Origin of the sequence: Leifsonia sp. Leaf264, from assembly GCF_001422325.1 — a bacterium.
Taxonomy (GTDB): domain Bacteria; phylum Actinomycetota; class Actinomycetes; order Actinomycetales; family Microbacteriaceae; genus Orlajensenia.
On record NZ_LMMR01000005.1, the window covers coordinates 424287 to 448281 of the forward strand.

The following is a 23995-nucleotide window of genomic DNA, read 5'->3' on the forward strand; positions in this document are numbered from 1 at the left end:
TCCGGACATGGATGCAACACGCGTGCGTGGGCGCCGTGACATTCTGATGCGGATGTCTCCCGAACACCTCCCCCAGGTCGCTGCCACCCCGTTACCGCGGCGCGGTTCGTCGTACTCAGACGGCTGGGATGCGATCCGCACCTACGCCGCGAAGAACGGCCACGCTCACCCGCCGCGCGGTACATCGTCCGGCGGGCTCGACCTTGGATCGTGGGTGGCGCAGCGCCGCAAGGAGTACCGCTCAGGGAAACTGACCGCAGATGAGATCGCCGAGTTCGAACAGCTCCCGTTCTGGTCGTGGGACCCGCGGACGGAGATGTTCTCCGAAGGGATCCACGCACTCGACGCGTACATCGCCCGGGAAGGCCACGCCCGCGTCACCTCCATGCACATGGAGGCTGGGTTCGCTCTCGGCCGTTGGGTGATCGACCGGCGCACCGAATATCGCCGCGGACAACTGACCGAAGGCCGAATCAAAGCGCTCGAAGAACGCCAAGGCTGGGTCTGGGATGCCGTCGCAGACAACCGCCGCGCCGGCCAGGAAGCGCTGCTGGCGTTCTACACCCGCGAAGGCCACGCCCGTGTCCCGGCCGAGCACATCGAGGGATTCGTCAACCTCGGGTCCTTCGTGCGATGGCGCCGCCGCGAATACCAAGCCGGCACCATGTCGGAGGAACGCATCCGCCGCCTGGAATCGCTGCACGGGTGGGTGTGGGAAGCGCGCTGACGCGCTGAACCTGGCGGGCCACATACCTAAGGAGGTATGCCCTCCAACACCGTCACCCGTCTGCACCCGGACGGCTCTTGGCGACTCATCGCGAACGGTCAGTTCACGTTCGCGCCGGGCAGCAGATTCGAACCGGCCGTCGAGGTCAAGCATGTCGCGACCCTGGAGAGCTGGTTCGCATCAGAGGACTCCGGAAGCCCGGACGAGTTTCTTCTCACATCCCTCGGGCTGCATCATGAACCAGAGACGCAAGCCGAACTCAGCGCGGCCGCCTCCGGCCTCCCCGCCATCGCCGATGACATCTCCGACACCGTGTTCGCCCTGGGTGTGGATGGAGTCTCCTCCGCCGTACACAACCTCCTCGCGGATGCCGCCACGCTGCGGTTCCGGATCATCGATGACGTCTTCACCCTCACCGGCGCCGAAGACCGGGACGGCACCACCATCTGGCGTCACAACACCACTGACACCCGGACGGACCGAGCCGTGAGCACAGCCGTGGCGGAGTTCGCCCCGTTCCTCCGGCACGGATCCAACCTCCGGTTCGGCCTGGCGGAGCACCCCGACGGGTCCGTCACAGTTCCCGCGGCCGCAGACGACGATGACAGCTACGACCACATGGACCGTCAAGGACTGGACGGCATCCGCGCGAAGATCGCACGCGTCGCACCGCTCACCACCGCCGTCAAACGGCTCGCCGCCGTCACCGCGGAGCGCGGCATCAGGGAGGCAGCCCTGGACTGTGTTCCGAACGTGGCCACCGTCGAAGTCATCCACGACAGCGGGCGCGCAACCATCGGGACTCTCCGCGATCACAACAGCTCCGCCCTCCACCCGACCGGGCGGTTCTGGGACGCAACCGAACCGTTCGAGCATCTCCTCAGCCACGTCAGCCCAGACACCATCACCCAGTACGCAGCAACCCCGGACGGCACCGTCCGCACCTGGACCGGGTACATCCTCGGCACCTGATCGCCACATGCCCACTGGACATGGAACACCCCGCACCACTTGAACTGATCCAGCGCGCCACCGACTCGACCGACCCCGTCGAGCTGCTCCACCTCGCCGACAGCTACGCCACCACCACGGTGACTGTCGCGGTTGCAGGCAACCCCGCCATCGACGACGAGACTGTCGGTCTGCTGATGGCTGAGGACTCCAAGGTCCGAGCCCAGTTGGCGAAGAACCCAGCCACCGGCCGCCGGCACCTGGACGTTCTCCTGAAGGACGGGCGGATGCGTGCCCACCTCGCCCAGCGCGTCGGAGACCCTGACGTGCTCCGCGAGGTGTACCTCGGCGGCCGTGACGACGAAGTGGTGTCCTGGATCTGCCAGAACCCCTCCACCCCCGCTGACGTGCTCGCAAGCGTCGCCCGCGACGAGAAGGCGTACCGGCGGATCGCGCTGGCCCACAGTGTCCGCGGTCCTCACACCGGGGAGATCCTCACCGCCCTCGCCGACGACCGCAACCCAAAGGTGCGCTACGAAGCCGTCCGGATGCTGACTCTGCTCCAGGCGGCATGACGGACAGCCGGCCGATCGTCCGGGCTGTCGCGCTCTGGCTGGTCGCCCTGTTCCTGTTCGGATCCCTGCTGACCTCTGTCGACTCCCACCGACGTCGAGCAGCCGAGCACTGGATCGACGCTGACGGCGCCTCGCCACATGCCCAGAAGGCATGAGCGACAACTACGACAAGAAGAAGCTGCAGCGCGACCAAGCCGAGTCGGTGTTCACCTCCGGCATCGGTGTGATCGCCGTAGCCATCCTGCTCGCCGGCGGCATCGTCTACACGATCGTCAACACGATCATCGGGGCGGTCCAGTGACCACCCCACGGGTGTACGGGAACGCCGGCGGGTCGCTCGAGGGCGGAACGTTCGCTGCGAACAAGCACGTCGCCCGTTTCGGAGCCGCCGGAGAGAAGAAGACCGCGGCGTTGCTCGCTGAGCTGGCCGCCACGGGCCCCACTGTCCTGCATGACCTGAAGATCCCGAACCAGAAGTTCACCGCGAACATCGACCACGCCATCGTCTCCGGCAACAAGGTCGTCCTGGTGGACACGAAAGCGTGGGCGGGGAACTTCTACTGGACGTTCGCCGGAGCCACCTACCGCGGCCTGAAGCGTTTCGCCACCGTCGACAAGCAGGGGAAGACCACATTCCCGGCCGAGAAGAAGACGTTGCCGATGGCGAAGGACGCGATCGCTGCGTACCTCGGCGTCCCGAAGGAGAACATCCGGCTCGCCCTCATCATCTGGCCGACCGGGAAGAAGCCCCTCACCACATGGCTGATGCGTTCACCTGGCGGAGCCACAGTCCTGAACGGGCCTGTGCTCACTGTCGGACGACTCCGCTCCCTGGCAGGTAAGAAGGAAGCGAACGAGTTCATCGTCCGGAAGCTCGCCCAGCTGGTGATCCGCTAGCTGTGAACGAATCTCACCACTCGCCGCCGAGAAGCAGTGCGTCCGTGCTTGGTGAGATCAAAGCGACCGTAGACAGGCATGCTCGGAACTTCGAGGCTGCCGTGGGGCAACGAATGGTCGACATGGAGCTCGACAACCACGACCACCACCTGGCCTATCGGCTACTTGGGGTGGGATCGACAGATGGGCAGTCCATCGACCGACATCAGAACACTGGTCGATTCCTCTACCGGCACGCCGGGTCACTCATGGAAGAGGTCACCATCGCCTGCTTCGCACACGCCTTCCCCGGGTCTGGAAAACAGATGATCGACAACACTGTCGGGACAAAACCCGCGCAGTTCGAGATCGACTGCCTCGTCGGACAGGACGCGATTGAGATCAAGTGGCGCGACGCGACGACGGACGGAGATCACGTCTCCAAGGAGCTGGCCCGACTCACGACAATCGCGGCAGCGGGCCTTCGGCCGGTTCGGCTGATGTACTTCGAGCCCCAGAGGCAGCAAGCGCGTAAGATCCAAGGTCGTCTCCGCGAGAGCTACCTGCAATCGGGCGGTGAGTACCATAGCGGCGACGACGCGTGGATCTACGTCGAGAGCCGAACCACCGTCGACCTCCGCTCCGTCCTCGAAGATCTTTCATCGCACCTTCGCTAGTGCGCCCCTACTTTCAGCGCCCGGCGGCGTAACCCTTCGCGAACGCCTCACGGAACGCCAACACCGTCATCGTCTGCGTGTACTCGCCGTGAGGGAACTCAGACTCGGCAAGCTCGTCGACGTTCCCGTCCGGGGCGGTGTACCCGCGGATGAAAGCGTCGCGGAATGCAGCGAGGATCGCTACGTGCAGGTCCCCGGTCTGAGGGAAGGCAGCCTCGGCGGCTGACTGAGCTGGATCGAACGGCATAGGTGGGTCTCCTTCTTCACCACCATCATGCGCGGCGCCGCCGATTTCCGCGAAACACCCCGGACTTGCCACATGTCTTCATGTCGGTTGCACCGGATGTCGACGTAGTAGTCCCAGCCTGTGCGACCCGCTACCAGGAGGACCCACCCCGCATGGCTTCGAGAGCTCAGACTCCAGAACCGACTACGAACATCGCACCGTACGTGGCGCTGCTCGGCATCGCCGGCGCCGGCGTCGCGCTCTTCTACCAGTACCCCGGCTTCGCCCTCCTCTACATCGCGTTCATCGCGGCCGGCCACCTCGCCACCCCGCCCGTCCTGACCGGCCTGATGGGCCGCACCAAGGACTCCGGTGCCAAGCCCGGCAACCCGCAGGAGCAGAAGCAACTGCAGACATACCGGCTGTGGTCGAGCCTGAAATGGTCGCTGATCACCCCGAAGCCCACCTGGATGCCGTTCTGGCCGGGAAAGCGACGCCAGCCGGTCGGATGGATGGCGAACTCGAAGTTCAAGCCGCTCCAGATCCTCTCCGGCGTCACCCTGTCCCAGGTTGAGACGCAGTTCACGTTCTACATCGCGCTGGGCGCCGCCGTCATCGCATCCGCGTTCCCCACCACCCCGCTCGGCGAATACGCCGGAATCGGGCGGATCGCAGACGCCGTCGGCATCTACATCGTCATCATGCAGGTGTCCGCCGCATTCCGGCAGAACTCCGCACCTGAGGATGCAGCACCGTCCGCAGGGTTCGAGCACTACCTCGCCATGTTCAACAACCCTGAAACTCGCGGCAAGGCGATCGGGGCGGGAGTCGCTGCGATCATCGTCTCCGGCATCGCCTGCCTCGGCTTCGGCATCTGGGCCACCAAGTACGACCTCTGGTACGACGTGTACCCGACCCAGCTGTGGCAGATCACGCTGGGCATCTGCGCCGTCGTGACCGGTCTGATCCTCCACGCGGCGACCCGCGGATCCGCGCTTCAGGAATGGCGGGACCTGGTGCAAGCCCGCGCCGAATGGGAGCCGCGCTGGCAGGCGTCGGAGTTCAAACTGGACACCCCTCCTCGGATGACCTCGCACAAGCTGATCGCCGACATGGTCACCGTCGACTCATTCGAAGTGCCACCGACAGGCGGCGGCGCTTCCAACCTCATGATGATGACGTCACAGCTGAGCATCCTCATGGGCTCCGGCCGGAAGATCGCCATCCTCGAAGAGCCGGACGTGGACGTGCAGGGGCAGCCGGTTCCCGGGTCCATGCACCCGCTCCGGTTCCGGGTCGTCTGCTGGCTCACCGGCGAGCTGCCGGACCTGTCAACCTCCGACGTGGACCCGGAACTGCTGAACCTCGCCGTCGCCAGCGCATTCACATGGGCTGTCACCGACGACGGCAAAATGGGCCGCTGCATCCCGATGGCGATCGACAACATCGCCGCCGGAGTCGCCGACGCCGGCGACCAGCCCGTCTGGGAAGGCGAAGCCGCGACCGGCGAGGACATGTACGAGGACATCGACGCTGACGGTGAGCCAGAAGTGTTCCAGCCGGGCCCGCCGCCCGTGCAGCGGATCCCCGGAGCGTGGGCCTCCCAGTGGGCGTTCCCTGACGGTGGACAGCTCGGCTACGTCCAGATGTCGCAGGGCGGCATCGGTGCGTACCTCGGCGTTGAAGTGATCGTCGACGCGAAAGCGGGCGTCGCCTACTTCGGTGCACTCACATCCGGAGCTCCGGAGTTCACCGACCCGGGCCTCGCGAAGCACTTCGTCGAGATGGAAACCGAACAGCGATGGAACCGACGCTGGACCGACATTCTCAAAATGGGCGCGAGGCAACCGGTCCCGCAGCACAACGTGTACATGGAGGAGAAGATCCCCGTCGGCCCTGGTGGTCGCAAGGAGACCATCAAGTGCCAGCCGATGGTGATCCCACAGGGTGTGTCCATCCTGGAGTACCTGCAGCCGCCGAAGCCGTACGAGCCGCAGCTGTCCACCACCCTGGTCGCCGCACCGTTCGTCTCCATCACCGGCCTCAGCGGACTGTCCGGCATCAAGCCGGGCGACCGTCACCAGCAGGCGATCGCCGTGTACTGGTCAGAGCGCCAGCTGCCGAACAGCCCCGACCAGGTGATCCCGTCCGACAACAACCGGGCCGCCGGCTGGCTCCTCGCTGCGCTCGTCAACAACGCCTTCGATGTGTCCCGACTCGCCCGCCCGGAACTGATCGACGCGCAGCCGATGTCCGAGAAGACCAGCCGCGGTCACATGTGGAAGATGCGCATCAAGCTGTACGGCGGCGTCACCATCGGCGAGGTCCGCAACAACCAGCAGAAGATCAAGCAGACGCTGCGGTCCCAGTGGCTCCGCGTCGCTGACGCCGGCGAAGGTGTCGTCGTCCTCGTCGCCGGCGTCGACCCGGCAAGTGCCGGCTTCAAGTTCGCTGAGGTCCGCGGACGCCGGATGCCGCACCAGGATTACGTCACCAGCCTCGACTGGGAGCAGGCGTTCCTGGTGTCGAAGGTGGTCGGCGACGGCGGAAAGCTGCCCGTGCTGTTCAAGTCGGCGACGCTGCCGAAGAACGAAGACGTTGCCGTCCTCGACTTCGAGCTCCCCGCCGGTGTCGACCCCCGCCAGATCAAGTCCGCGGTGCCCGCGCTCCGGTCAGCGACCGACAACTCCTACGTCGACGTCCGCCCGTCCCCGAACGGCGCGAAGCAGGTGCGTCTGCTGGTGGCGAAGAACAGCCCGCTCCCGAACGGCGCCCCTGTCGACTGGGAAGTCATGGAGCAGGCCGACGGCGTCCTCCCGTTCGCCACGGGTGTCGAAGGTGAACCGGTCGTGTTCAACCCGCGAGAGACCCCTCATGTGCTGGTCGCCGGAATGTCAGGTGGTGGAAAGGCGCAGCCGCTGTCTGCTCTCATCCCTGTGCCGGTCTCCGAACGGTTCCCGACCGGCTGGGCCACCAACCGTGACCTCACCGTCGGTGACATGGTCTACACGGCGAACGGCGCCACCACCCGGATCATCGACTTCTCCCCCGTTACCGTCGAGACCGCCTACGACATCACCTTCGCCGACGGCCAGGTCGTCCGCACCGGAGCGAACCACCTGTGGAAGGTGACCCGCACCAACGGCCTCACCGGCGCCCCAGAACGCGGCGACGACTTCCGCGCACGGGCCAGGAGCCTCCGAGATGCAGCTGCCGGCTACACGGCTGGTACGGTCGCCTCCCTCGAAGCGATCGCACAGATTGCCGGCTACGCGCCGCTGTCCCTGTTCCAGGTGGAAGAGATCCGGCCGCTTGCCGTGAAGGCACTCCGCCCCACCCAGAAGCCAGCACAGGTCTTCGACGGAAACGCCATCCACGCCTACCTCCGCTCAGCGGCGATCAAGCGCGGCGGAACCACCACCTTCGCAGGCACGTCATTGACCGTTGAGATGATCGACAAGTCTGACCTCCGCGGCCAGTGGCTCTCCATCCGCGACCTCGCCGAGCTCGTCATCGGAGAAGTCTCCGCGCGCCGGCACCGGTACGCGGCGAAGAGCGTCGTCACGAACAGCGGCGCCGAAGCCCGACCCGGCTACGCAAAGTCGCTGGTCACCGCCTACCCCGTCGATGAGGTCCTGCATCTGCTCGCCGACCGCCTCGACACCCAGGCCGGCCGACGCCCGGCAGAGACGATCCTCGACACTAAGGGGATCGCCTCCGCGAAGCACAGCTACTCCGTCCGGGTCGCCTCACCCATCCCCGGCGACGATGTCGAGCTACCGGTCTCCCCAGGCCTGCTCGGAGCGATGGTCGTCGTCGAAGGTGCCCGCATCACACCGGAGTACCTCCGCGCCTCCGAGGCGCAGCGACGGGAGCTGCTGGACTCCATCGCAGCCGCCTCCGGCTTCCCGTCCGACGACGTGGTCACCCTCATGCTCGGCGACGCCGACGTAGCTGAGAACGTCACAGAGCTGGTCCGATCCCTCGGCCACTACGCCACCACGACCGGACGAGTCGTCGCGTACAGCACCCAGACCCGGAACCGGATCGTGGACGTCACCGAGGTCGGCACCGACGAGATGCGCTGCATCATGGTCGAAGACCCGGAGCACCTGTACCTCACCCACCAGTTCATCCCCACCCACAACTCCGTCTCCCTCCAGGTGTTGCTCTACCCGGCCGCGTTGCAGGGGAACGAGATCTACGTCGTAGACCCGACCAAGGGTGGTGCCGACTTCGGTTTCGTGAAGCCGTACGCGAAGGCGTTCGCCACGACTGTCGATGAGGCGGCAGCGTTGATGCGTCACCTGTACGGCGAAGTGGTGCGCCGCAAGGAGCTGAACATGACGCACAACGTCGGTTCGTACCGCGACCTGCCGGAGGAGATCCGCCCCGCCCACGTGTACCTGCTGATGGATGAGTTCACCTCGTTGATGCAGCCGGACCCGGTGTCGAAGACCCCGTCGGACGACCCGGAAGTGGAAGCGGACCGTCTCGCTCAGCTGCAGTCGAACACCGCGAAGCAGTACATCGGAACGATGACCGGAAAGATCGCCCGTGAGGCCCGATCCGCCGGCGTCACCCTGATCCTCGCCACGCAGAAGCTGACCGCGAAGATGCTCGACACCATCCCGGGCAGCGGTGACCTGAAGACGAACCTGAGCCGCATGCTGCTCGGAAACGCCACCCAGGGCGACCGTGCGTCCGCTCTGAAGAACTTCACCGACGCCCCGTCCCTCGGAGACACCATCCCGAAGGGCCGCGGCCTGTACGAAGGCGAAGGCATCGCCGAGATCATCCAGGTGTGGTTCGAAGCATCCCAGGAGACGTACGCGGCGAAGCTCGCGGAACGTCTCACACCGCTCACCCCTGACGAGCAGGTGGACCTGCACGCCCTCATCCCGAAGCCGACGCAGGTGTCTGAGTTCAGCATCGAAGGCGGCGCCCCGCCGAAGGATGACACCGCAGCGGCGCAGCCGTCCGGGGAAGGCGAGACCATCCACGTCATCGACATGGGCGAGATCGAGGTGGACTTCGCTGCGTTCCTCGCAGAGATGGAAGCCGAGCAGGAAGAAGCGGTCGACGTCGCCACCGCCGCGGTCGACGAAGCCGGAGAGTCGATCCCGATCCCCCGCGGTGACTACGAGATCAGCGAGTTCGGCGGGCAGGCGTTCGATGAGGACGTCGCAGTCGATGAGGAAGATGAAGAAGAGGACACCATGACCGACCACCAGCCCGCCGTCCGGGTCAACAACCACCCGAACCAGCTGTTGCTGCTCTCCGTCGACGGTGTCATCGCCCCGCTCGGAGGGAACCCCGGAGACCCCGGCTACGGCGACTGGCAACCCGTCGACGTCCCCGGCACCGGGGTCCGCGGTGTCAGCCGTTCGATGCTCCGACGCATCGGTGAGATGAACGCGAAGATCGTCTGGGCGACCGACTGGCAGGGTGACGCGAACAGCATCCTCGCCGAAGCTGTCGGCCGCGGCGAACTGCCGGTCCTCACACCGGCCGGGGAGTCCGAGTACGGCTGGTGGAAGATCGACGCTGTCCTCCGGCACCTCGAAGCGAACCCCAGCATCCGCCGTGTCTTGTGGGTCGACCACAAGCTCCCGGAGGAGGACCCGATGGGTCTCACCTACGGCGAGCTCGCTCAGGAGGCGCTGGAGGACACCGGTGTGGAGCTGCTCCTCGCCCCCACCCAAGGCAGCCTCGGGTTGCGGATCTCCGAGCTCGAATACATCGAATGGTGGCTCGACCAGGGTGAGCACTTCACAGCGGCGGAGGCCGCGGCTGAGCTGCTGTACCAGCCGGCCGAAGAGCCCTCTGGGCCGGCGGTCACCGATGACGGGTTCGCGTCCATGGAGGATGCGCTCGACTGGGCCGAGGAGCTCTTGCCGAAGGGCCCCGTCGCGCCGTCTTCGCTGGAAGCGGCGCCGGTCTTCGATGACGACGACGACGACCCCGGATTCACGAAGCCGCAGTCCCGCCGCACCCTGAACGTCGACCGTGACTTGTGAGCTTCACCGGGTGATTTCCCAGGGGTTCTGCCACATGCCTGACAGGTATGAGCAGAACCCCTGATCCGGAATCATTCACCCACGCCATCGACTGGGCCGTGGTCGACCACGGCGGCGTCTTCTTCGCCTCCGACGAGCTCGGCGAACCCGTCGAGCTGCCACTGGCCGTCACCGCGCACACCCTCATCTCCGGCCCGGAGACCACCGCCCGGACTCGTGCCCTGAACACCGTCGGCTACGCCGCGCTGGTGAACGGCTACGACGTGCATCTGATCGCCCCGTCGAGCGGTGGCGCCCACGCACCCCTCGAGCCGTACCTGGCCGGGTACGCGACCAGCCTGGACGCCGCCGAGGCGTTGACCGCAGACCTGGTCGCCGAGGTGAAGCGCCGGGCAGCGCTGACGGACCCGGAACACGTGCGTCCCATCCTGGTGATCGTCGACTACCTTCCCGCCCTACTCACCCTCGAGAAGCTCCCGCGCAAGGGCAGCTCCGCAGTCGAAGAGGAACGCAACGAGATCGGCAGCCGCAACCTCGTCCGGAAGTCGATCGCATCCGATCTGGGCATGCTCGGACAGGCCGGAGCACCCGCCGGTATCCACTTGGTCCTCGGCACCGACTCCCCCGACAAGCTGCGCTCCCACCTGCCAGCCGCAGCAGCGTTCGACCTGACCCGCCTGACGACCGGCCCTGGCAACCTGGCTGGCCTCACCGTCGCCGGCCACCAGGACAGCATCCACATCTGGGAGGCGAGCGACACCGAACTGGTCGTGAACCTCCTCGGACGCCTCACCCCGACGGTGGCCGCAGGCCCGGAGCCCGAGGCTGCCGAACAACCTCACCACGCGTCCAAGGCCAGCGACACCGTCACCCTGTCGCGGCCTGTGTTCAACACCGCCGTCGTCCTCGGAGCAGCACTTCTGGCGTTCAGCGTCGGGACCACCGCTGCTGTCCTCGGCGGCCACGGCCCCCACCAGCACTCCGAGTTGCGGGGTCACCACACCCACTGGGTGCACGAGCAACAGGTCCCGCAGGACGGCTGGACGTTCCAGTACGAGCACGACACACCCAGGGTCACGCCGGACTTCGGCGCACCGGACATCGCAGTGGACCCCGGCCCACTGCACGACCCGTACACGGCGCCAGGCGGGCCGGAATGGGTCCCCGTCGAACGGTGATGCCCTACGAACGTCGCGGGTGGTGACGGACGGTCCAGACCGTTGTCAGCCGTGAACGCAAGAAGCCCCGCCATTGCTGGCGGGGCTTCCTGTTTGGGGCGAGGTTACTGCTTACGCAGCGGCGACAGCAGCCGCCTCAGCCGGACGCTCCACCTTGGGCGGGACGACGTACGACTCGACCTTGCCGAGGTCCTTGAACAGACGGACGACGCGGACGTTCTTCGAACCGTTGCCGATCGGCTCGTTGATCTTGTAGAACACGGCGCGGTGTCCCACGAGGCCGGAAGCCTGCGCGGCGAGGTTGTAGCCGTCGATCGCGTCGGTGCGCTGGGTGCGGATGCACTCCAGTCCCTCGGGGAGCTGGTACTGCTGGCCGTTGGCGCGAGCCGCGACGAACGCCTTGTGGTGCGCGAGCACCGTCTGGAAGTCGAACGTGGGGACGGGCGTCTCGCCCTGGCCGACGCGCGGCAGGACCTGGAAGTACACGAGGCCGCGGGTGGAGCTGCGCTCCGGACGGACCAGCGAGACGAGAGCGACGAACTTCGCCGACTCCTCGATCTCCTCGATCGCCTTCGCGAAGATGTTCGTGTCGTCGCCGAGGATCGCGGTGATCTGGCGCGACCCGGCGAGAACGCGGGCCTCCCAGTCCTCGATGCTGTCTCCGACGGGGCCTGCGCCGCTGATGGCGCTGAGGATGATGGAGTCCTTCACTGCCTTGTCGAGTGCCATGGTGGTTTACCTTTCAGTTGGGTGATGTGCCGGAGGCGGGCGCCTGCCGACGTTTCTTCTTCTTTGGTGAAGTTGTTGGGCCGCCGGTCAGGCTGCGGCCTTCCTTGCGACCGTGGCGGGGCTCGGAGCCGCGACAGGGAGCAGGGCGGAGTAGGACGGCTCGGGGATGACGTCGAGCTGGTTGTAGGTGCGGATCGCCTTCGTGACGAAGACGTGGGTGCGCTTGGTGGCCTTCGCCCTCCACGCCTTCCACTCGTCCTCGCTGGTGGCGTCCCACGGGAGCGGGAGCGTCTCGAGGGTCGTGCGGAGGGCACCGCGGATGCGGGTGTTGATCCCCGCTGCCCAGTCGAACTCGCCGCCGCGGAGCGGCTTCTGGACGTCGACGATGATTCCAGCGAGCAGGTCGGTGAGCGCGTCCACAGATGCGCCGGTGATGTCGCGGCCTGCCTCGTGGAGGAGCTCGCCGGCCATCTGCGGGAGGCTGATGACGGCGATGGCAGCGTACGAAGCGCCGTTCAGGGTGCCGTTGATGGTCGGCTCCCAGGGCTTGCCGTCAGAGAAAATTGCGGCGGGGTTGGTCACGATGTCTTCCTTTGCGTATGTGGGGTACTTGTCGTTACCTGCATGTGCGGATCCGGCCGGTTCTGCTGCGGTGGCGACGTCAGACCAGGGGATGTCGGCGTACGGGTCGGTGGGCGTAGACACGGCGGAAGCGGCGATCTGGTGCAGCTTCTGGGCGACGTCGACAACGACCGGGGCGACCGGTGGGAGCTTCGAGCCGAACTTCTTGGCGTCGGGTCGGATGGTCGGGATTCCCAGCTGAACAGCCGGGTAGGCGGTCGCCTCCAATGTGGGGTCGACGACACGGCGGCCGTTCACCTTGGTGGTGTTGGTCAGGTCGACCTTGCCGGCGGCTTTCGCTGCGGGGCAGGCGTTCACCAGTGGGCACCAGCCGCAGAGCGGTCCGACCTCGGTGGTGAACTCGCCGGTCTCCATCACCTTGTTGTGGGTGTCCCAGGCGGATCGGAACTGCTCACGGGTCTTCTGCATCGCCGCGTCGGTGAGGGGGATGTCGCGTGCGACGCCGAACTGGGTGTAGTGGATGCGGCCGATGGCTGCAGGCTTGCCGGTGACCTCGCGGATCGCGTCGGAGTACAGACGGATCTGGTCGCCGTGGTCGTCGCCGTGCTTGTTCAGCTCGAAGGCGTTCTTCATCTTCCCGGTCTTCAGGTCGATGACGAGGTACTCGTCCTTGTCTGCGACCTTGACGACCTCAACACGGTCGATGAAGCCCATCGCGGGCACACCAGCGATGTGGACGCCGTCGAACGGCAGCTCCGTCTTGTAAGTGGTGACCTGTGTCGGGTCGGTAATGTCGAACTCACCGAGCCCGAGACGGCTGACTTCGTCGATCCAGAACTGGCGCTTGCCGGCCCACGCCTCCGGGGTCTCCTCCGCTTCGAGGCGAGCTTTCTCGCTCCACATCTCGTCCGCGTGCTTGTCGCGGATCTCCAGGAACTTCAGCTTCGTGCGCTTCTTCGGGGTGACGTTGTAGAGGTCTTCGAGGACGGCGTGGGTGGAGGTTCCGAGGGCGGAGACGGTGAACGGGTCGTCGTCGCGCGGGAGGAGTTTCTCGCCGGCGAAACGGGCGAGGCATCCCTTCATGGACTTGGACGTGGACGCCGACAGGGCCTTGCGGCGGATCCTGTCGTCGACCACGTCAGGGTCAATGGCGACCAGGTTTTTACCTGACCAGGCCACACCCTGTAGGAGTGGTTCTGTTGCTGTGATTCTCATACCACCTGCATGTGCGGTATGAGTTGGGAATGTTGGGTTGGCTATGGAAGTTCTGAGCTCTGACAACCAAGGTGGAGCATGTCGAGGTCCGGGGTTCTACCTAAGGGGTGGAAAGCAGAAGGGCTGCCACGAGTTCCGGGTTCTCCGTCCGCCAACGCTCCCAATCAGGGTCGACCAGCAGGTGGCCCGCCAGTCCCGGTAGCTCCGGCTTCGGAGCGACGCCACGGTGATAGTGGATTTCGGTGAGGTGGGCCCAGCAGAAAAACAGTCCGCAGCCCGGTGCGATGACCTCTTCCATGGACTCCATGTCTGGGTCCCACCGGTATCGGAAGTGCTCGTCACAGAGTTGTGCGGGGCCACGGTCAATCACTTCAGAACAGCTGGGATGGTCGCAGTGGGCGGGGACGCCGCGGCCGATCCAACGGCCGTCTCTGCGTTCTAGCGTGTTCTCCACTCGAACCTCCAGGTCAGCGTCCGTGCAGTGGACATGTGGCGCAGCTGGGTCACGTGAGTATGGCTCGGAGGCTGTCGAGCTCGTCGAGACGTGAGGCGATATCGTCACCGCGTGCTGCATGCGTGCAGGCCTGACGGAATCGCTTCACCCACACCACTCGGTCGAGGACCCTCTGGTCGAAACTCAGCGGTCCGTACCCGGCGAAGAACTGCGCTACCGCGCCCTCATCTCGAAGGTGGTGCCGGTATGACAGCAGGCCAGTTGCGAGGTCGACCGTGCTCGGACCTGGCGACGATGAGTCGAAGTCGATCAGCACCAGTCCATCGGTGGTGGAAAGCAGATTGTGGTTCAAGGAGTCGCCATGCAGGGCGACGTTTGGAAGTTCGCCTTCTGCTTCCAGGAACGTCTCTGCGTCCGTCAGATAGGTACGCAGCACATGTGCGGTCGATCGGTCAACGGAACACAGTTGATCGATCCGGCGCCGGGCGGCCGACAGTTGGTCATTCGCTGCGAAACGTTCGTCGCCGCGCAGGCTGACGCGGTCGTGGAGCCGCCTCAAAACCTGCCCGTGTTCGAAGGCATGAGCGCCCGTGACTTCGCCGGACGCGACCACGTGCTCCCACACCGTCGCCGTCCAGGATTCGAATCGGATCGGAACTGCAAGGAGTGGCCGTTGAACTTTGACGTGCTCGGCAAAGCGCAATGCCCAGTCCAGTTCCGTTTCAGCCGGTTGGATCCGGTCGTCACCTGTGTCGGCGCATCGGACCACGAAGCCGGTGTCGGACAGTGCTGTCCACCGCTTGCTTCCACCTCCGCGACCTGCATCGTCGAATGGGGTGAGAGTGCCAGCTTCGAAACCCGCCAGGGAGAGGGCTGCGAGAAGGGCCGGAATGTGGGGAGCGGCGTCCATGTATTCATGGCATGTGGCGACCGCGTTGGCTACGTCACCCCCAGATGAGGGTGGCCGCGTAACCGTCGACTCAAGTTACCCAGCTACCCGAAACGAGTCGATTCATTAGCTGCGGTGATGGTTTCGACCGACTCGTAAGCTGTGCTTATGAATGCCCGAAGTAAACCCTGTGGGGTGAATGGAGCGCGCAGCGCAAAAATGCTGCCTCAGGATGGGGCTCATCGACGAATTACTGCCCGGCGTCACCCGGATCACCCAGAGTTACCACCTCTGGGTAACGCCGAAATCCCAGTAAATACAAGGCCTCTAAGTACTACTTACTACTACTGAAACCTTGTTACCTATTAAGTTAAGTAGTTAAGGGAGACCAAGCTCTTTCTTTCATCCAGAGGCAAGCAAGTGTCTATGCCCTCATATCTATATACCCTCCCCTCCGGCAGGTAACTGGGTAACGCCCTCTGGAACCGCACTCCCATCAGGGAAAATGCCGTGACCCACGGGCGGTATCAGTTGGTGACACGGGTACCGAGCACCGCAGCAAGCGCCTGCCGGCTGCAAAGTCGAGGATGTGCCACATGTCTCACCGACAGCCCGGCGCACCCTGAAGCCGGCCGACACTTCTGGACCACGAACATGGAAACCCGCCGCCGGCAGTACCTCACCAACCCAGGTGAGTCGCTCGTCCTTCCCCTCGTCGCGCACGACGTCATCGACCGTCGCATCGAATGGGCCGCTACCGTCGGAACCCCCGGAATCGACATCGTCACCTCCGCCCTCGTCTCCATCCCCATCCCCCTTCGAGCCCCCGGCGCCAAGCACCACCCCGACACCAACGCGGCGGCGTTCTGGCACCCGATCCTCTGGCTCGGAGACCACCTCGCCCACCCGATCCCCGGCGAGCCTCTCGATGTCTGGGCTGTTCGGGTCGCACTCGAACTCACCTACACCGGCGCCTACGACGCCGAGACCGGCACCTTCGTCGACATCCTCTCCATCTTCGAGCTCGACTCCGACGACCCGGTCGTCCAGGCGCGGATCACCGAATGGCTGGCCGGCGCCCCAGACAAGGAACTCGACAGCGTCACCTTCGCTGCAGCATTCGGTGCCCCCGAAGATCTCGGCCAGCAGCTGCTTCACGCCACCGAGTACACCGACTACCTCCGACCTGCATCCTGGGCAGTCATGACCAACAGCCTCCTCGAGATCAGCTACGCCGCCGCGGCCGACCCGGAGATCAACGCCGAGATCCTCGCAGCCGTCGCAACCCGCATCATCCACCTGGCACAAGCCACCCTCGGCGAGTCCATCCCTTCCGTCGAAGGTGAAGTGCCCGCCCACTCGCTCTGGCAGCAGGTGCTCGACGACACCGTCCACTGGGAAGCCCGCCCCATGCAGGCGAACATCGACGGGCCCTGGAACGCACTCATCGAATCGCTCAGTTCCATCCGGTCCGACTACTGGGTGTTCGTCGACGCGCTCCGCGAAGTCGAGAACGACGCGCCTGCTCGCACGGCCGAAACCGTCTAGGCGGCCGCACACCTACGCTGCATGACAATCACGCAGCCCCGTCTCGCCGGCGGACAGTTCACCTTCTGGGACGGCCTCCCGTCCGACGCCGCACTCTCCCACCGCAACCCCGACGAGGTCTTCACCGCTACCGGCGGCGAAAAGGACGGCCGCTGGTTCGTCCAGTCGCTCCAGACTCACCCGGCACCGGTGCAGGATGGCGCGTTCATGCGCTACACCCTCCACATCGGCGGCCAGCCGCACGTCAACGCTCGCATGTCCACCGCCGCAGCTCTCGTCCCCGACGAAGTCAAGGCAGAAGCCACCGAGAAAACCCACGAGCTCGCCACCGCCGGAGAGCGCTTCACCGTCCTCTCCGAAGTCGACGGGACCGTCCGCATCGACGAGCTCCGCGGCTACGTCAACGGCTCCAGCGTGTACGGGCTGGTGAAGAACAGCCGGACCAAGGGCATCGCCCTCGACAAGCTGAACATCCTCGCCGTCGAGAAGGGGTACGGCAAGCAGGAGAAGCTCGCAGCCAAGTTCGACCGAGTTGCCTCCACCGTCCCCGTCACCGAGGAAGTCACCTTCGACGGCATCCCCGACCTCGGCGAAGACTACTCCGAGACCACCGAGTTCGCCGCCGCCTACCTCGTCGACGGCCCCAACTTCGGCACAGCAGCACCCGGCTGCGTGTTCCTTGCCACCGACATCCAGGCCGAGGACGGCATCGTCAACGGATTCCTCTGGGCCCCGAACGACACCCAGCTGTTCAGCGAGTTCGGCTCCCAGTACACCGACAACGTGCACTACGACGAGGAGAACTCCCGCGGCATCAAGGTGACCAAGACCCGCCTCGGCCTGAAGCGCATGGGCGGCCGCATCCGCGACTTCGACCCCGCCAAGGTGGACCTCAACACGTTCTACGGGACCGTCCCCGAGGACCGCGCCGATGGCTACCGCTTCATCATGGGACAGGACAGCTGATGGCTGACGTCAACGACCGCAGCCGGCACGACAACGGTCAGTTCGCCACCGAAGCCGAGACGAAGACCGCCGCTGGACAGTTGGACGGTCTGACGGCCGCCCCGACAATCTTCACGATCGACGCCAGCATGGTCCGCGCCGGCGACTCCGTGTTCCTCGACGGCGAGTTCGTCGGCCACGCCATGCAGGTGTCCCCGAAGATCGGCGGCGGCACCTCCATCCGCATCCACAACGGCGGGATCGTCACCGCGGACGAGGACGACGTCGTCGGGATCGAACGAGCCACCCAGCCGATGGAGTGGGACGAGAACCTCACCTACTGGGACAAGGTCTACTACGCCAACCACCAGCTCACCGACACGGATGGGCTCCAGCACATCCTCGACACCGAAGCTGAAGACGACTTCATGTTCGCCGTCGCCAGCCACCGGAACGCCACTCCCGACCAGATCGAGCAGGCCTCGAAGCACCACTCCCTGTGGGTGCGGACCGCTGCACTCGACAACCCGCTCTGCCCGCAGCACACCGCCAAGCGGATCCTCGCCGAATCCCTCCACCTCGCTGAGGCGGAACGCGCAGTGATCCACAAGGAGGGCCGGAACCCGATGACCCCGTACCGCGAGGAGCAGGTCAAGGCCTACGTGAACCTCGCCGACCTTGCCACAGCGCGTCTCGATGAGTTCCTGGCAGCAGCCCGCATCAACGAGATGCTCACGGCTGCCGAAGCCGAGTAGAACCACCCACGGAGGCTCAGTCTCCGACGCTCGAACACGGTGAAAGCCGCTGCTTCGGCGCCGGGGACTTGCCACATGTCTTGATCCCGTGCCCACGCAAATCGAGAAAGCGACGTTGAAGCTTCCGCCGGACTTCAACCCGGACACTCACGCGCGCCTTCTCGACAAGTACGTCCTCCAGAAACTCGGCGAGGGCTGGGAGGTCGACTACATGACGATCGGCGATGGAACCGTCACCGCATCACGGCAGATGGTCGTCCACTCCGTCGGCGAGGAGTCGAAGAACTCCAACGTGAAGCAGGTCAGCCTGAAGCGCGGCACGAAGCCGGCCGAAGGCGACAAGATCGCCACCAAGCTCGAATCTGACGCCCCCGGCTTCTTCATGACGAAGTTCGAGCCTTACCTCGGGTGGGCTGAGCTCTCCCGCATGCGACCCGAGACTGTGCGGGCCCGCGGTGCCATCGCCCAGGTGCTCGGCGTCAAGCCCTGGGATGTCGGGATCAGCGACCGCGCTGACGGCGGGTTCGACATCGCCCTGCCATCCAACAAGTACTCCTCCGCGAAGCACGATGAGAAGCTGCAGGCGACGGTGGAGACGGACATCGGCCGCGAGGGCTGGTACATCAAGACGGACTCGAACCGGCTGACCGCTGAGATCATCCCGAGCGAGCCGCCGACCTTCAGCCCGATGATCGGATACCCGATCCAGAACCTCGGCCGCCTCAGCCGTGAGTTCACCCCGTTCGGGATGAAGCTTCCGAAGCCGGGCGAGGAGACCGGCGAGCTCGCCGGCATCGACTGGGTCAGCCAAGCGTTCGGAATCGTCGCCGGAACCCCCGGCGCCGGCAAGTCGGTGACCCTGAACGCCCTGATCGCAGGAGCCCTTGCAACCGGCGCGATCCTCAGCATCGTCGACTTGCCCGAGAAGGCCATCGACTTCTACCACTACCGCGACATGTGCGGCCCGCACCTGTGGGGATGCGACAGCCTGTCATCGGCCGTCACGACCCTCTCTCTGATCTACGAAGAGGGGAAGCGCCGGTCAGAGATCCTCGCCGAGAACGGTGTCGTGAACTGGCTGGAACTCCCGAAGTCCCAGCAGTTCCAGCCGATCCTCTGCGTCGTCGACGAAGTCTCCGGCCTCCTGGTGACCGACAAGATCCCTGCCGGCGTCCCACGCGATCACCCGCTCGCCGTCGAGGTGGCAGAGGAGAACCTGCTGAAGGTCGCACTCGCATCGTTGATCACGAAGATCATCTCGCAGCAACGCTTCGTCGGAATGCGAATGATCCTCAGCACTCAGGTCCAGAACAACAACACCGGCATCGGCCCGAGCCTCAAGGCGAAGATCGGCCACAAGATCCTGCAGGGCGTCAACCCGTCGAAGACGCAGCGCGCCCAGGCCTACAACGACGAGACTGCGGTCCCCCTCATCCCCGCCAACATCCGCGCTGACGCGAAAGTTGCGAAGGGTGTTGGAGCTGCCGAGCTCGAAGGATCCGAACCCTTCATCTACAAGTCGTTCTACGCTCCTGCGTCCGCCTACCGCGAAGCCCTTCTCGGCATGGGCGTCCCCACCATCAGCAACTTCGCGCCCACCCCGGAGCAAATCGACAAGTTCGCGCCCCGCCTCGAAGCGCCGGAGGAGCGCACCGCTCGACCCAAGTCCCGGTTCGATGAAGGCGGCTTCGGCCACACCACCGACCGCGAGGAGCCTCGCCTCCGGGGAGCGGCTGCCGCAGCGCATCAGCTGAAGATGGAAGAACAAGCACACCGGATGGGCGCCGTCACATTCTGAGCTCCGGGCCACCTCTGATCTTTCAGCTTCCTCCCAGTTTTCTCCACATGTCCTCAGGTTGTCGCGACGACGCGACCTGACCCTGGGGAGATCACCTTGTCCAACGTTTCGAGCGTTTCGAACACTGAGCTGCACGCGAAGGTGCAGTACTACGTTCCGCGCCTCATCATCGGTGCGGTTGTCGCCGTCGCCGGCGTGCTGATCTTCGCGATCATCACCGGCAGCTGGGACTTCCTGATGTGGAGGATGATCGGGACGGTCGCGGTGTTCGCCTCCTACGTCGCCGGCCTCTGGGCTGTGTCCCGGTTCACGCTGTCACGTCCGCTGTGGGCTTTCGCTACGCAGTTCGCGGCGATCAGCTTCGTGCTGTTCTTCGCCCTGTGGTCGTTGTGGATCAACCCGACTGGCTTGGCGGATGTCGGCTGGCTGTGGGCGATCCTGGTGGCGGTTGTCGCTGTTGCCCATGTGGAGCTGGTGGCGTTCAACGCCTCGCAGCAGTGGGGGAAGCTGGTCGGCTACGTCTCCGCCGCCACGTACGTCCTGATCGCGTTGCTCGCGGTCGGCCTGACCATCCCGTTCTACTCGTTCACCGCATCCCACTCGGAGGTGTTCTGGAAGTCGGTCGGAGTGATCGGCGTCCTGGACCTACTCGGCACCGTCATCATCCCGCTGGCGTGGTCGCTGCTGCACCGTGAGGAGATTGTCCGGTCCCGCACGCTGGCATGGCCGGTGTTCGAGGACGGCACGAAGCTGCCGAAGCTGTCGAACGGGAAGCCCGACTGGGCGGCAGCCGTTGCACCATCTAGGACCGAGTCGGGTCCCGTCGGTGAGCTCCGTCGCATGGCGTGGCCGAGCTACCTCGACGGGCGCGAGCTCGCCGCTTTGTCGGACGGCACCCCGGACTGGCCGGGCACCCGCTGACCTGATCAGATAGCGAGGGGCGCACCGCATGGTGCGCCCCTTTCTTCTGTCTCCGGGCCGCACACTTATGCCGTCATGACTCAGACCTCCGACTACGACGCCCAGAACAACGTCGTCAGGAACCCCAACGGTGACGGCACCTTCCACGAGCACACCCGCGACCTCGGCGGGGTGACGTTGGAGCTGAAGAAGTACCGGACCGGCTCGATCACCGCACAGGACTTCTCGGAGCTGGCCGCAGCCGCCCGCGACCGTCTCGGCATCGCCGTGTCGGTGTTCGGACGTGAGGATGTGATCGGCGTCGCCGGCGACTACACGTCCACCCCTAGTGAGGCGGAGAAGGTGTGGGAGCAGTTCCGTGACGGGTCCGCCACCCGCACCATGGTCGACATGATGACGGAGGCAGGGAACGAAGCTGTCGCTGACGGCATCCGTGAGCTGCGTGAGTCGCTCACCACAGGCACTCTGACGGATGAGGATGACCGCTGGGTTCCTGGGACGTTGGATTTCACGACCGAGTCGATGACCGCTGCGGACTTCGCTGAGGCTGCCCGACAGGACCGTCTGCTGAATGGTGAGGTGGTGGTGTTCTTCCAGAGAGCCGACTTCGACTCTCACCTCGCGGACGCCGGCCTGTCCAACGTGGACGCCGATGACGCGTGGGCGAAGTTCCGGTCGAACGGCGGCAACGGGGCGGTCGAGGATGCCATGGTGTACGCCGGGTCCGACTCCCTCCCCGTCCTCATCTCCGACATCGCTGGGAGCCTCCGATGACATACGAGTACGACGCCCGGAACGGTGTGATCCGCAACCCGAACGGTGACGGCACCTTCCACGGTCGCGAGACCACGCCGGCCGCCGACGGCACCGTGAAGAAGGTCCACGGCGAGTGGATGATCCGGGAAGCACCCCGTTTCGACGCCCGCCCCGCCGGCACCCACCTCCAGGACAACCTGGACGACTACGGTCACCCGTTGGACGGCAGCCCCGACGGCGGTCTCGACTTCTTCGTCGAGACCATCCGCGACGGGCACCTGTCCCGCGGCGTCCCCGGCGCCGGCCCGGTCGACTCGATCCGCGCATGGCGATGGTGGTCCGGCCTGAACGGACGCCTGAACGACGACGCCCGCTATCAGTCGTTCTCCGACGGAGTCGGCGGAGCGGCCGTGTGCCTGTCCCTGTCGAAGCTTCGGGAGCAGTGGACCATTTCCGATGAGGACGCCCGCGCATACGCGACCGGGCTGAAGGCAGCGCCGGTGCATCTGATGACGTCAGCGGAGCAGATCCTCCAGACGAAGCGTGTCACGAAAGAGGACCGGGAGCGCTGGATCGCTTCGGTGCACCAGTCGGTTGACCCCGAGAACTGGCGCGGCCAGTGGGTTGCCGCGGCGGCCCTGTCGAAGACCGATGAATGGTGGGGGTTCCGGGACAACCTGGAACGCACCGTCCTCGGCTGAGCCGCACACTTACGACGTCATGACCAAGAGACACGACGACGGCCGCCTCCGCGACGCGAACGGCCAGTACGCCATCGACCCTGCAGCGAACCAGGTCCCCACCGGCCTGCTCACCCAGACTGAGCTCCCCCACCGTCAGCACATCCAGTCGGTGTGCAAGGAAGCCGGCCTGGAGATGATGGTCGGTGTGTTCGAGGTGATCGACGACCGTGAAGAGGTCGCCACCGTCGCTTTCCAGCGGGTCACCACGGACGACATCGACGGGTTCTACGACGAGTTCATCGGCCCGGCTGTCGACAAGATCGAAGCTGAGCTGGTGCGAGACAACCCGAACGAGGACGACTTCCCCACCGCGGACCTCGACGCTGTCCGCACCCACCTGCACCAGGTGTCGGACGAAGCCGGCCTCGACGTCATGAAGGGGTTCTTCGACGTCCTCGTCGACCGTGAGACCATCGCCGATGACGTCCTCACCGGCGTCACCGTCGAGCATGTGGAAGCGTTCTACAGCTGGCGGGTCGCTCCGGCGATCGGTCAGGTCCAGAACTCCCTCTCCGCCACCTCCGACCGGTTCTGACGAACGAGGGTGAGCACCCTCTGACAGCCGCACACCTAAGTTCGACACCCACGAACTGAGGAGAACAGCACATGCCCCGTCAGGGAGACAACAACGTCCAGGCTGCGAAGCCCGGCTTCAACGGGACGGACGGTTCATTCGCGTCCCCGATCCCCTCCGCTGACGAGCTCGGCGGCCTCCACCGGACACCGAAGCAGCACATCACCGTCAGCATGCTCGTCGAAGCTCCGGCCGTCGACCAGATCGAACTGCCGGAATGGCCGGAGCAGCTGCCGTTCCCGACGATCGACGTCGACAACGGCAGTGAGCACGAGGGCCTGCAAACGTACATCTCTGTTGGTGGGGCGTCCGCTCACTTCTACGGCAACGCGGCCTACAGCGTCGAGGACTCCATCGAGAACTCGTCCGACGGTCAGGGCGACGGTGACTGGGACGGCGTCGCCAACCCCGCCACCCTGCAGCAGATCCGCCGGTTCGGTCGTGCCGTGCACCGCCGGAACCTCGCCATCGTGGCAAGCGCCACCGAGGAGCTCCTGAACGACGAGAGCGCGAAGGCGCAGTTGATCGCCGCAGCGTCCGGCCGCCCCGTCGAGCTCTCAGCCACCACCATCGACAGGTCCACCGAACGAGCAGCCCGCATCCTCGAGGTGGTTTCCGGCAGCGGAGTGTCCCGTCAGGGCGACGCGACCGAGGACGACACCTCCGCGCTTCAGGATGCTCTCTCCGACCTGATGCACTACGCCCACGCCCGCGGCATCGACTGGGGAACCGTGTCCGACAGCGCCAAGTACATGTTCGAGGACGAGATCCACGACCCGACCATCTGAGCCACCCGCGTCCTGCCAAACGCCGCACCTGTCCTGAAAGGGGTGCGGCGTTTCGCTGCCGGCGGGCG

At 65.4% G+C, this 23995-nt stretch carries 23 protein-coding genes; 18 read left to right on the top strand and 5 right to left on the bottom strand.

The window, feature by feature from the left end:
* The first annotated feature begins 52 nt into the window (after positions 1–52).
* The 7 genes from ASF30_RS11645 to ASF30_RS11665 are packed head-to-tail and all read left to right on the top strand — an operon-like array spanning position 53 to position 3806.
* Positions 53–727 carry a helicase associated domain-containing protein gene (locus tag ASF30_RS11645; RefSeq protein ID WP_162240755.1) on the top strand — a complete coding sequence of 225 codons (675 nt, stop codon included), beginning with the start codon at positions 53–55 and terminating at the stop codon, positions 725–727.
* A 36-nt stretch (positions 728–763) separates the two neighbouring features.
* Entirely contained in the window at positions 764–1699 is a 936-nt protein-coding gene (locus ASF30_RS11650) for a hypothetical protein (RefSeq protein ID WP_055906470.1), read from the top strand.
* Positions 1700–1719: 20 nt separating this feature from the next.
* Entirely contained in the window at positions 1720–2253 is a 534-nt protein-coding gene (locus ASF30_RS11655; RefSeq protein WP_055906473.1) for a hypothetical protein, read from the top strand.
* Positions 2250–2408 (top strand): hypothetical protein, encoded by a 159-nt coding sequence (locus ASF30_RS22730; protein ID WP_157497283.1) that lies wholly within the window; start codon positions 2250–2252, stop codon positions 2406–2408. The genes ASF30_RS11655 and ASF30_RS22730 overlap by 4 nt, the downstream gene beginning before the upstream one ends.
* Positions 2405–2554 carry a hypothetical protein gene (locus ASF30_RS23010; protein WP_162240756.1) on the top strand — a complete coding sequence of 50 codons (150 nt, stop codon included), beginning with the start codon at positions 2405–2407 and terminating at the stop codon, positions 2552–2554. The genes ASF30_RS22730 and ASF30_RS23010 overlap by 4 nt, the downstream gene beginning before the upstream one ends.
* Positions 2551–3150, top strand: coding sequence for a nuclease-related domain-containing protein (locus tag ASF30_RS11660; protein ID WP_162240757.1), 600 nt, complete (start codon positions 2551–2553; stop codon positions 3148–3150). The genes ASF30_RS23010 and ASF30_RS11660 overlap by 4 nt, the downstream gene beginning before the upstream one ends.
* Positions 3151–3194: 44 nt before the next feature.
* Positions 3195–3806, top strand: coding sequence for an ApaLI family restriction endonuclease (locus ASF30_RS11665; protein ID WP_200918458.1), 612 nt, complete (start codon positions 3195–3197; stop codon positions 3804–3806).
* Between the two features lie 13 nt (positions 3807–3819).
* On the opposite strand, the gene ASF30_RS11670 is transcribed toward ASF30_RS11665, so the two are convergent.
* On the bottom strand, positions 3820–4053 hold the full coding sequence (locus tag ASF30_RS11670) for a hypothetical protein (RefSeq protein ID WP_055906479.1): 234 nt from the start codon (positions 4051–4053) through the stop codon (positions 3820–3822).
* A gap of 152 nt (positions 4054–4205) precedes the next feature.
* On the opposite strand from ASF30_RS11670, the gene ASF30_RS11675 reads away from it, so the two are divergent.
* Positions 4206–10052, top strand: a complete 5847-nt coding sequence (locus ASF30_RS11675) for a hypothetical protein (protein ID WP_157497285.1) — start codon at positions 4206–4208, stop codon at positions 10050–10052.
* A 47-nt stretch (positions 10053–10099) separates the two neighbouring features.
* Positions 10100–11230, top strand: coding sequence for a hypothetical protein (locus ASF30_RS11680; protein ID WP_055906487.1), 1131 nt, complete (start codon positions 10100–10102; stop codon positions 11228–11230).
* A 111-nt stretch (positions 11231–11341) separates the two neighbouring features.
* Here ASF30_RS11680 and ASF30_RS11685 read toward each other — a convergent pair whose 3' ends face one another.
* The 4 genes from ASF30_RS11685 to ASF30_RS11700 all read right to left on the bottom strand — a co-directional run bounded on the left by ASF30_RS11685 (position 11342) and on the right by ASF30_RS11700 (position 15120).
* Positions 11342–11959: a hypothetical protein gene (locus ASF30_RS11685; RefSeq protein ID WP_055906490.1), complete on the bottom strand. Its 618-nt coding sequence runs from the start codon at positions 11957–11959 to the stop codon at positions 11342–11344.
* A gap of 87 nt (positions 11960–12046) precedes the next feature.
* Positions 12047–13678, bottom strand: a complete 1632-nt coding sequence (locus ASF30_RS11690; RefSeq protein ID WP_055906493.1) for a RecB family exonuclease — start codon at positions 13676–13678, stop codon at positions 12047–12049.
* 178 nt (positions 13679–13856) lie between these two features.
* Positions 13857–14054: a hypothetical protein gene (locus tag ASF30_RS23170; protein WP_200918459.1), complete on the bottom strand. Its 198-nt coding sequence runs from the start codon at positions 14052–14054 to the stop codon at positions 13857–13859.
* Positions 14055–14259: 205 nt separating this feature from the next.
* Complete coding sequence (locus ASF30_RS11700; protein WP_055906499.1) at positions 14260–15120, bottom strand: phosphotransferase family protein; 861 nt, start codon at positions 15118–15120, stop codon at positions 14260–14262.
* Positions 15121–15753: 633 nt separating this feature from the next.
* On the opposite strand from ASF30_RS11700, the gene ASF30_RS11705 reads away from it, so the two are divergent.
* From ASF30_RS11705 to ASF30_RS11745, 9 genes are all read left to right on the top strand, one after another.
* A complete protein-coding gene (locus ASF30_RS11705) occupies positions 15754–16647 on the top strand; it encodes a hypothetical protein (RefSeq protein WP_055906503.1) in 894 nt (297 codons plus the stop codon).
* Positions 16648–16668: 21 nt separating this feature from the next.
* Entirely contained in the window at positions 16669–17613 is a 945-nt protein-coding gene (locus tag ASF30_RS11710; protein WP_055906507.1) for a hypothetical protein, read from the top strand.
* Positions 17613–18347 carry a hypothetical protein gene (locus ASF30_RS11715; protein ID WP_055906510.1) on the top strand — a complete coding sequence of 245 codons (735 nt, stop codon included), beginning with the start codon at positions 17613–17615 and terminating at the stop codon, positions 18345–18347. The genes ASF30_RS11710 and ASF30_RS11715 overlap by 1 nt, the downstream gene beginning before the upstream one ends.
* Before the next feature lie 88 nt (positions 18348–18435).
* Positions 18436–20145 (top strand): FtsK/SpoIIIE domain-containing protein, encoded by a 1710-nt coding sequence (locus ASF30_RS11720; RefSeq protein ID WP_157497287.1) that lies wholly within the window; start codon positions 18436–18438, stop codon positions 20143–20145.
* A 96-nt stretch (positions 20146–20241) separates the two neighbouring features.
* Positions 20242–21066, top strand: coding sequence for a hypothetical protein (locus tag ASF30_RS11725; protein WP_055906516.1), 825 nt, complete (start codon positions 20242–20244; stop codon positions 21064–21066).
* A gap of 75 nt (positions 21067–21141) precedes the next feature.
* Positions 21142–21840 carry a hypothetical protein gene (locus ASF30_RS11730; protein ID WP_055906519.1) on the top strand — a complete coding sequence of 233 codons (699 nt, stop codon included), beginning with the start codon at positions 21142–21144 and terminating at the stop codon, positions 21838–21840.
* The gene (locus ASF30_RS11735) at positions 21837–22523 is read left to right on the top strand and encodes a hypothetical protein (protein ID WP_055906523.1); all 687 of its coding nucleotides are present in this window, start codon (positions 21837–21839) and stop codon (positions 22521–22523) included. The genes ASF30_RS11730 and ASF30_RS11735 overlap by 4 nt, the downstream gene beginning before the upstream one ends.
* Before the next feature lie 19 nt (positions 22524–22542).
* Positions 22543–23100 carry a hypothetical protein gene (locus tag ASF30_RS11740; RefSeq protein WP_055906526.1) on the top strand — a complete coding sequence of 186 codons (558 nt, stop codon included), beginning with the start codon at positions 22543–22545 and terminating at the stop codon, positions 23098–23100.
* A 71-nt stretch (positions 23101–23171) separates the two neighbouring features.
* On the top strand, positions 23172–23927 hold the full coding sequence (locus ASF30_RS11745) for a hypothetical protein (RefSeq protein WP_055906529.1): 756 nt from the start codon (positions 23172–23174) through the stop codon (positions 23925–23927).
* The last annotated feature ends 68 nt before the right edge of the window (positions 23928–23995 follow it).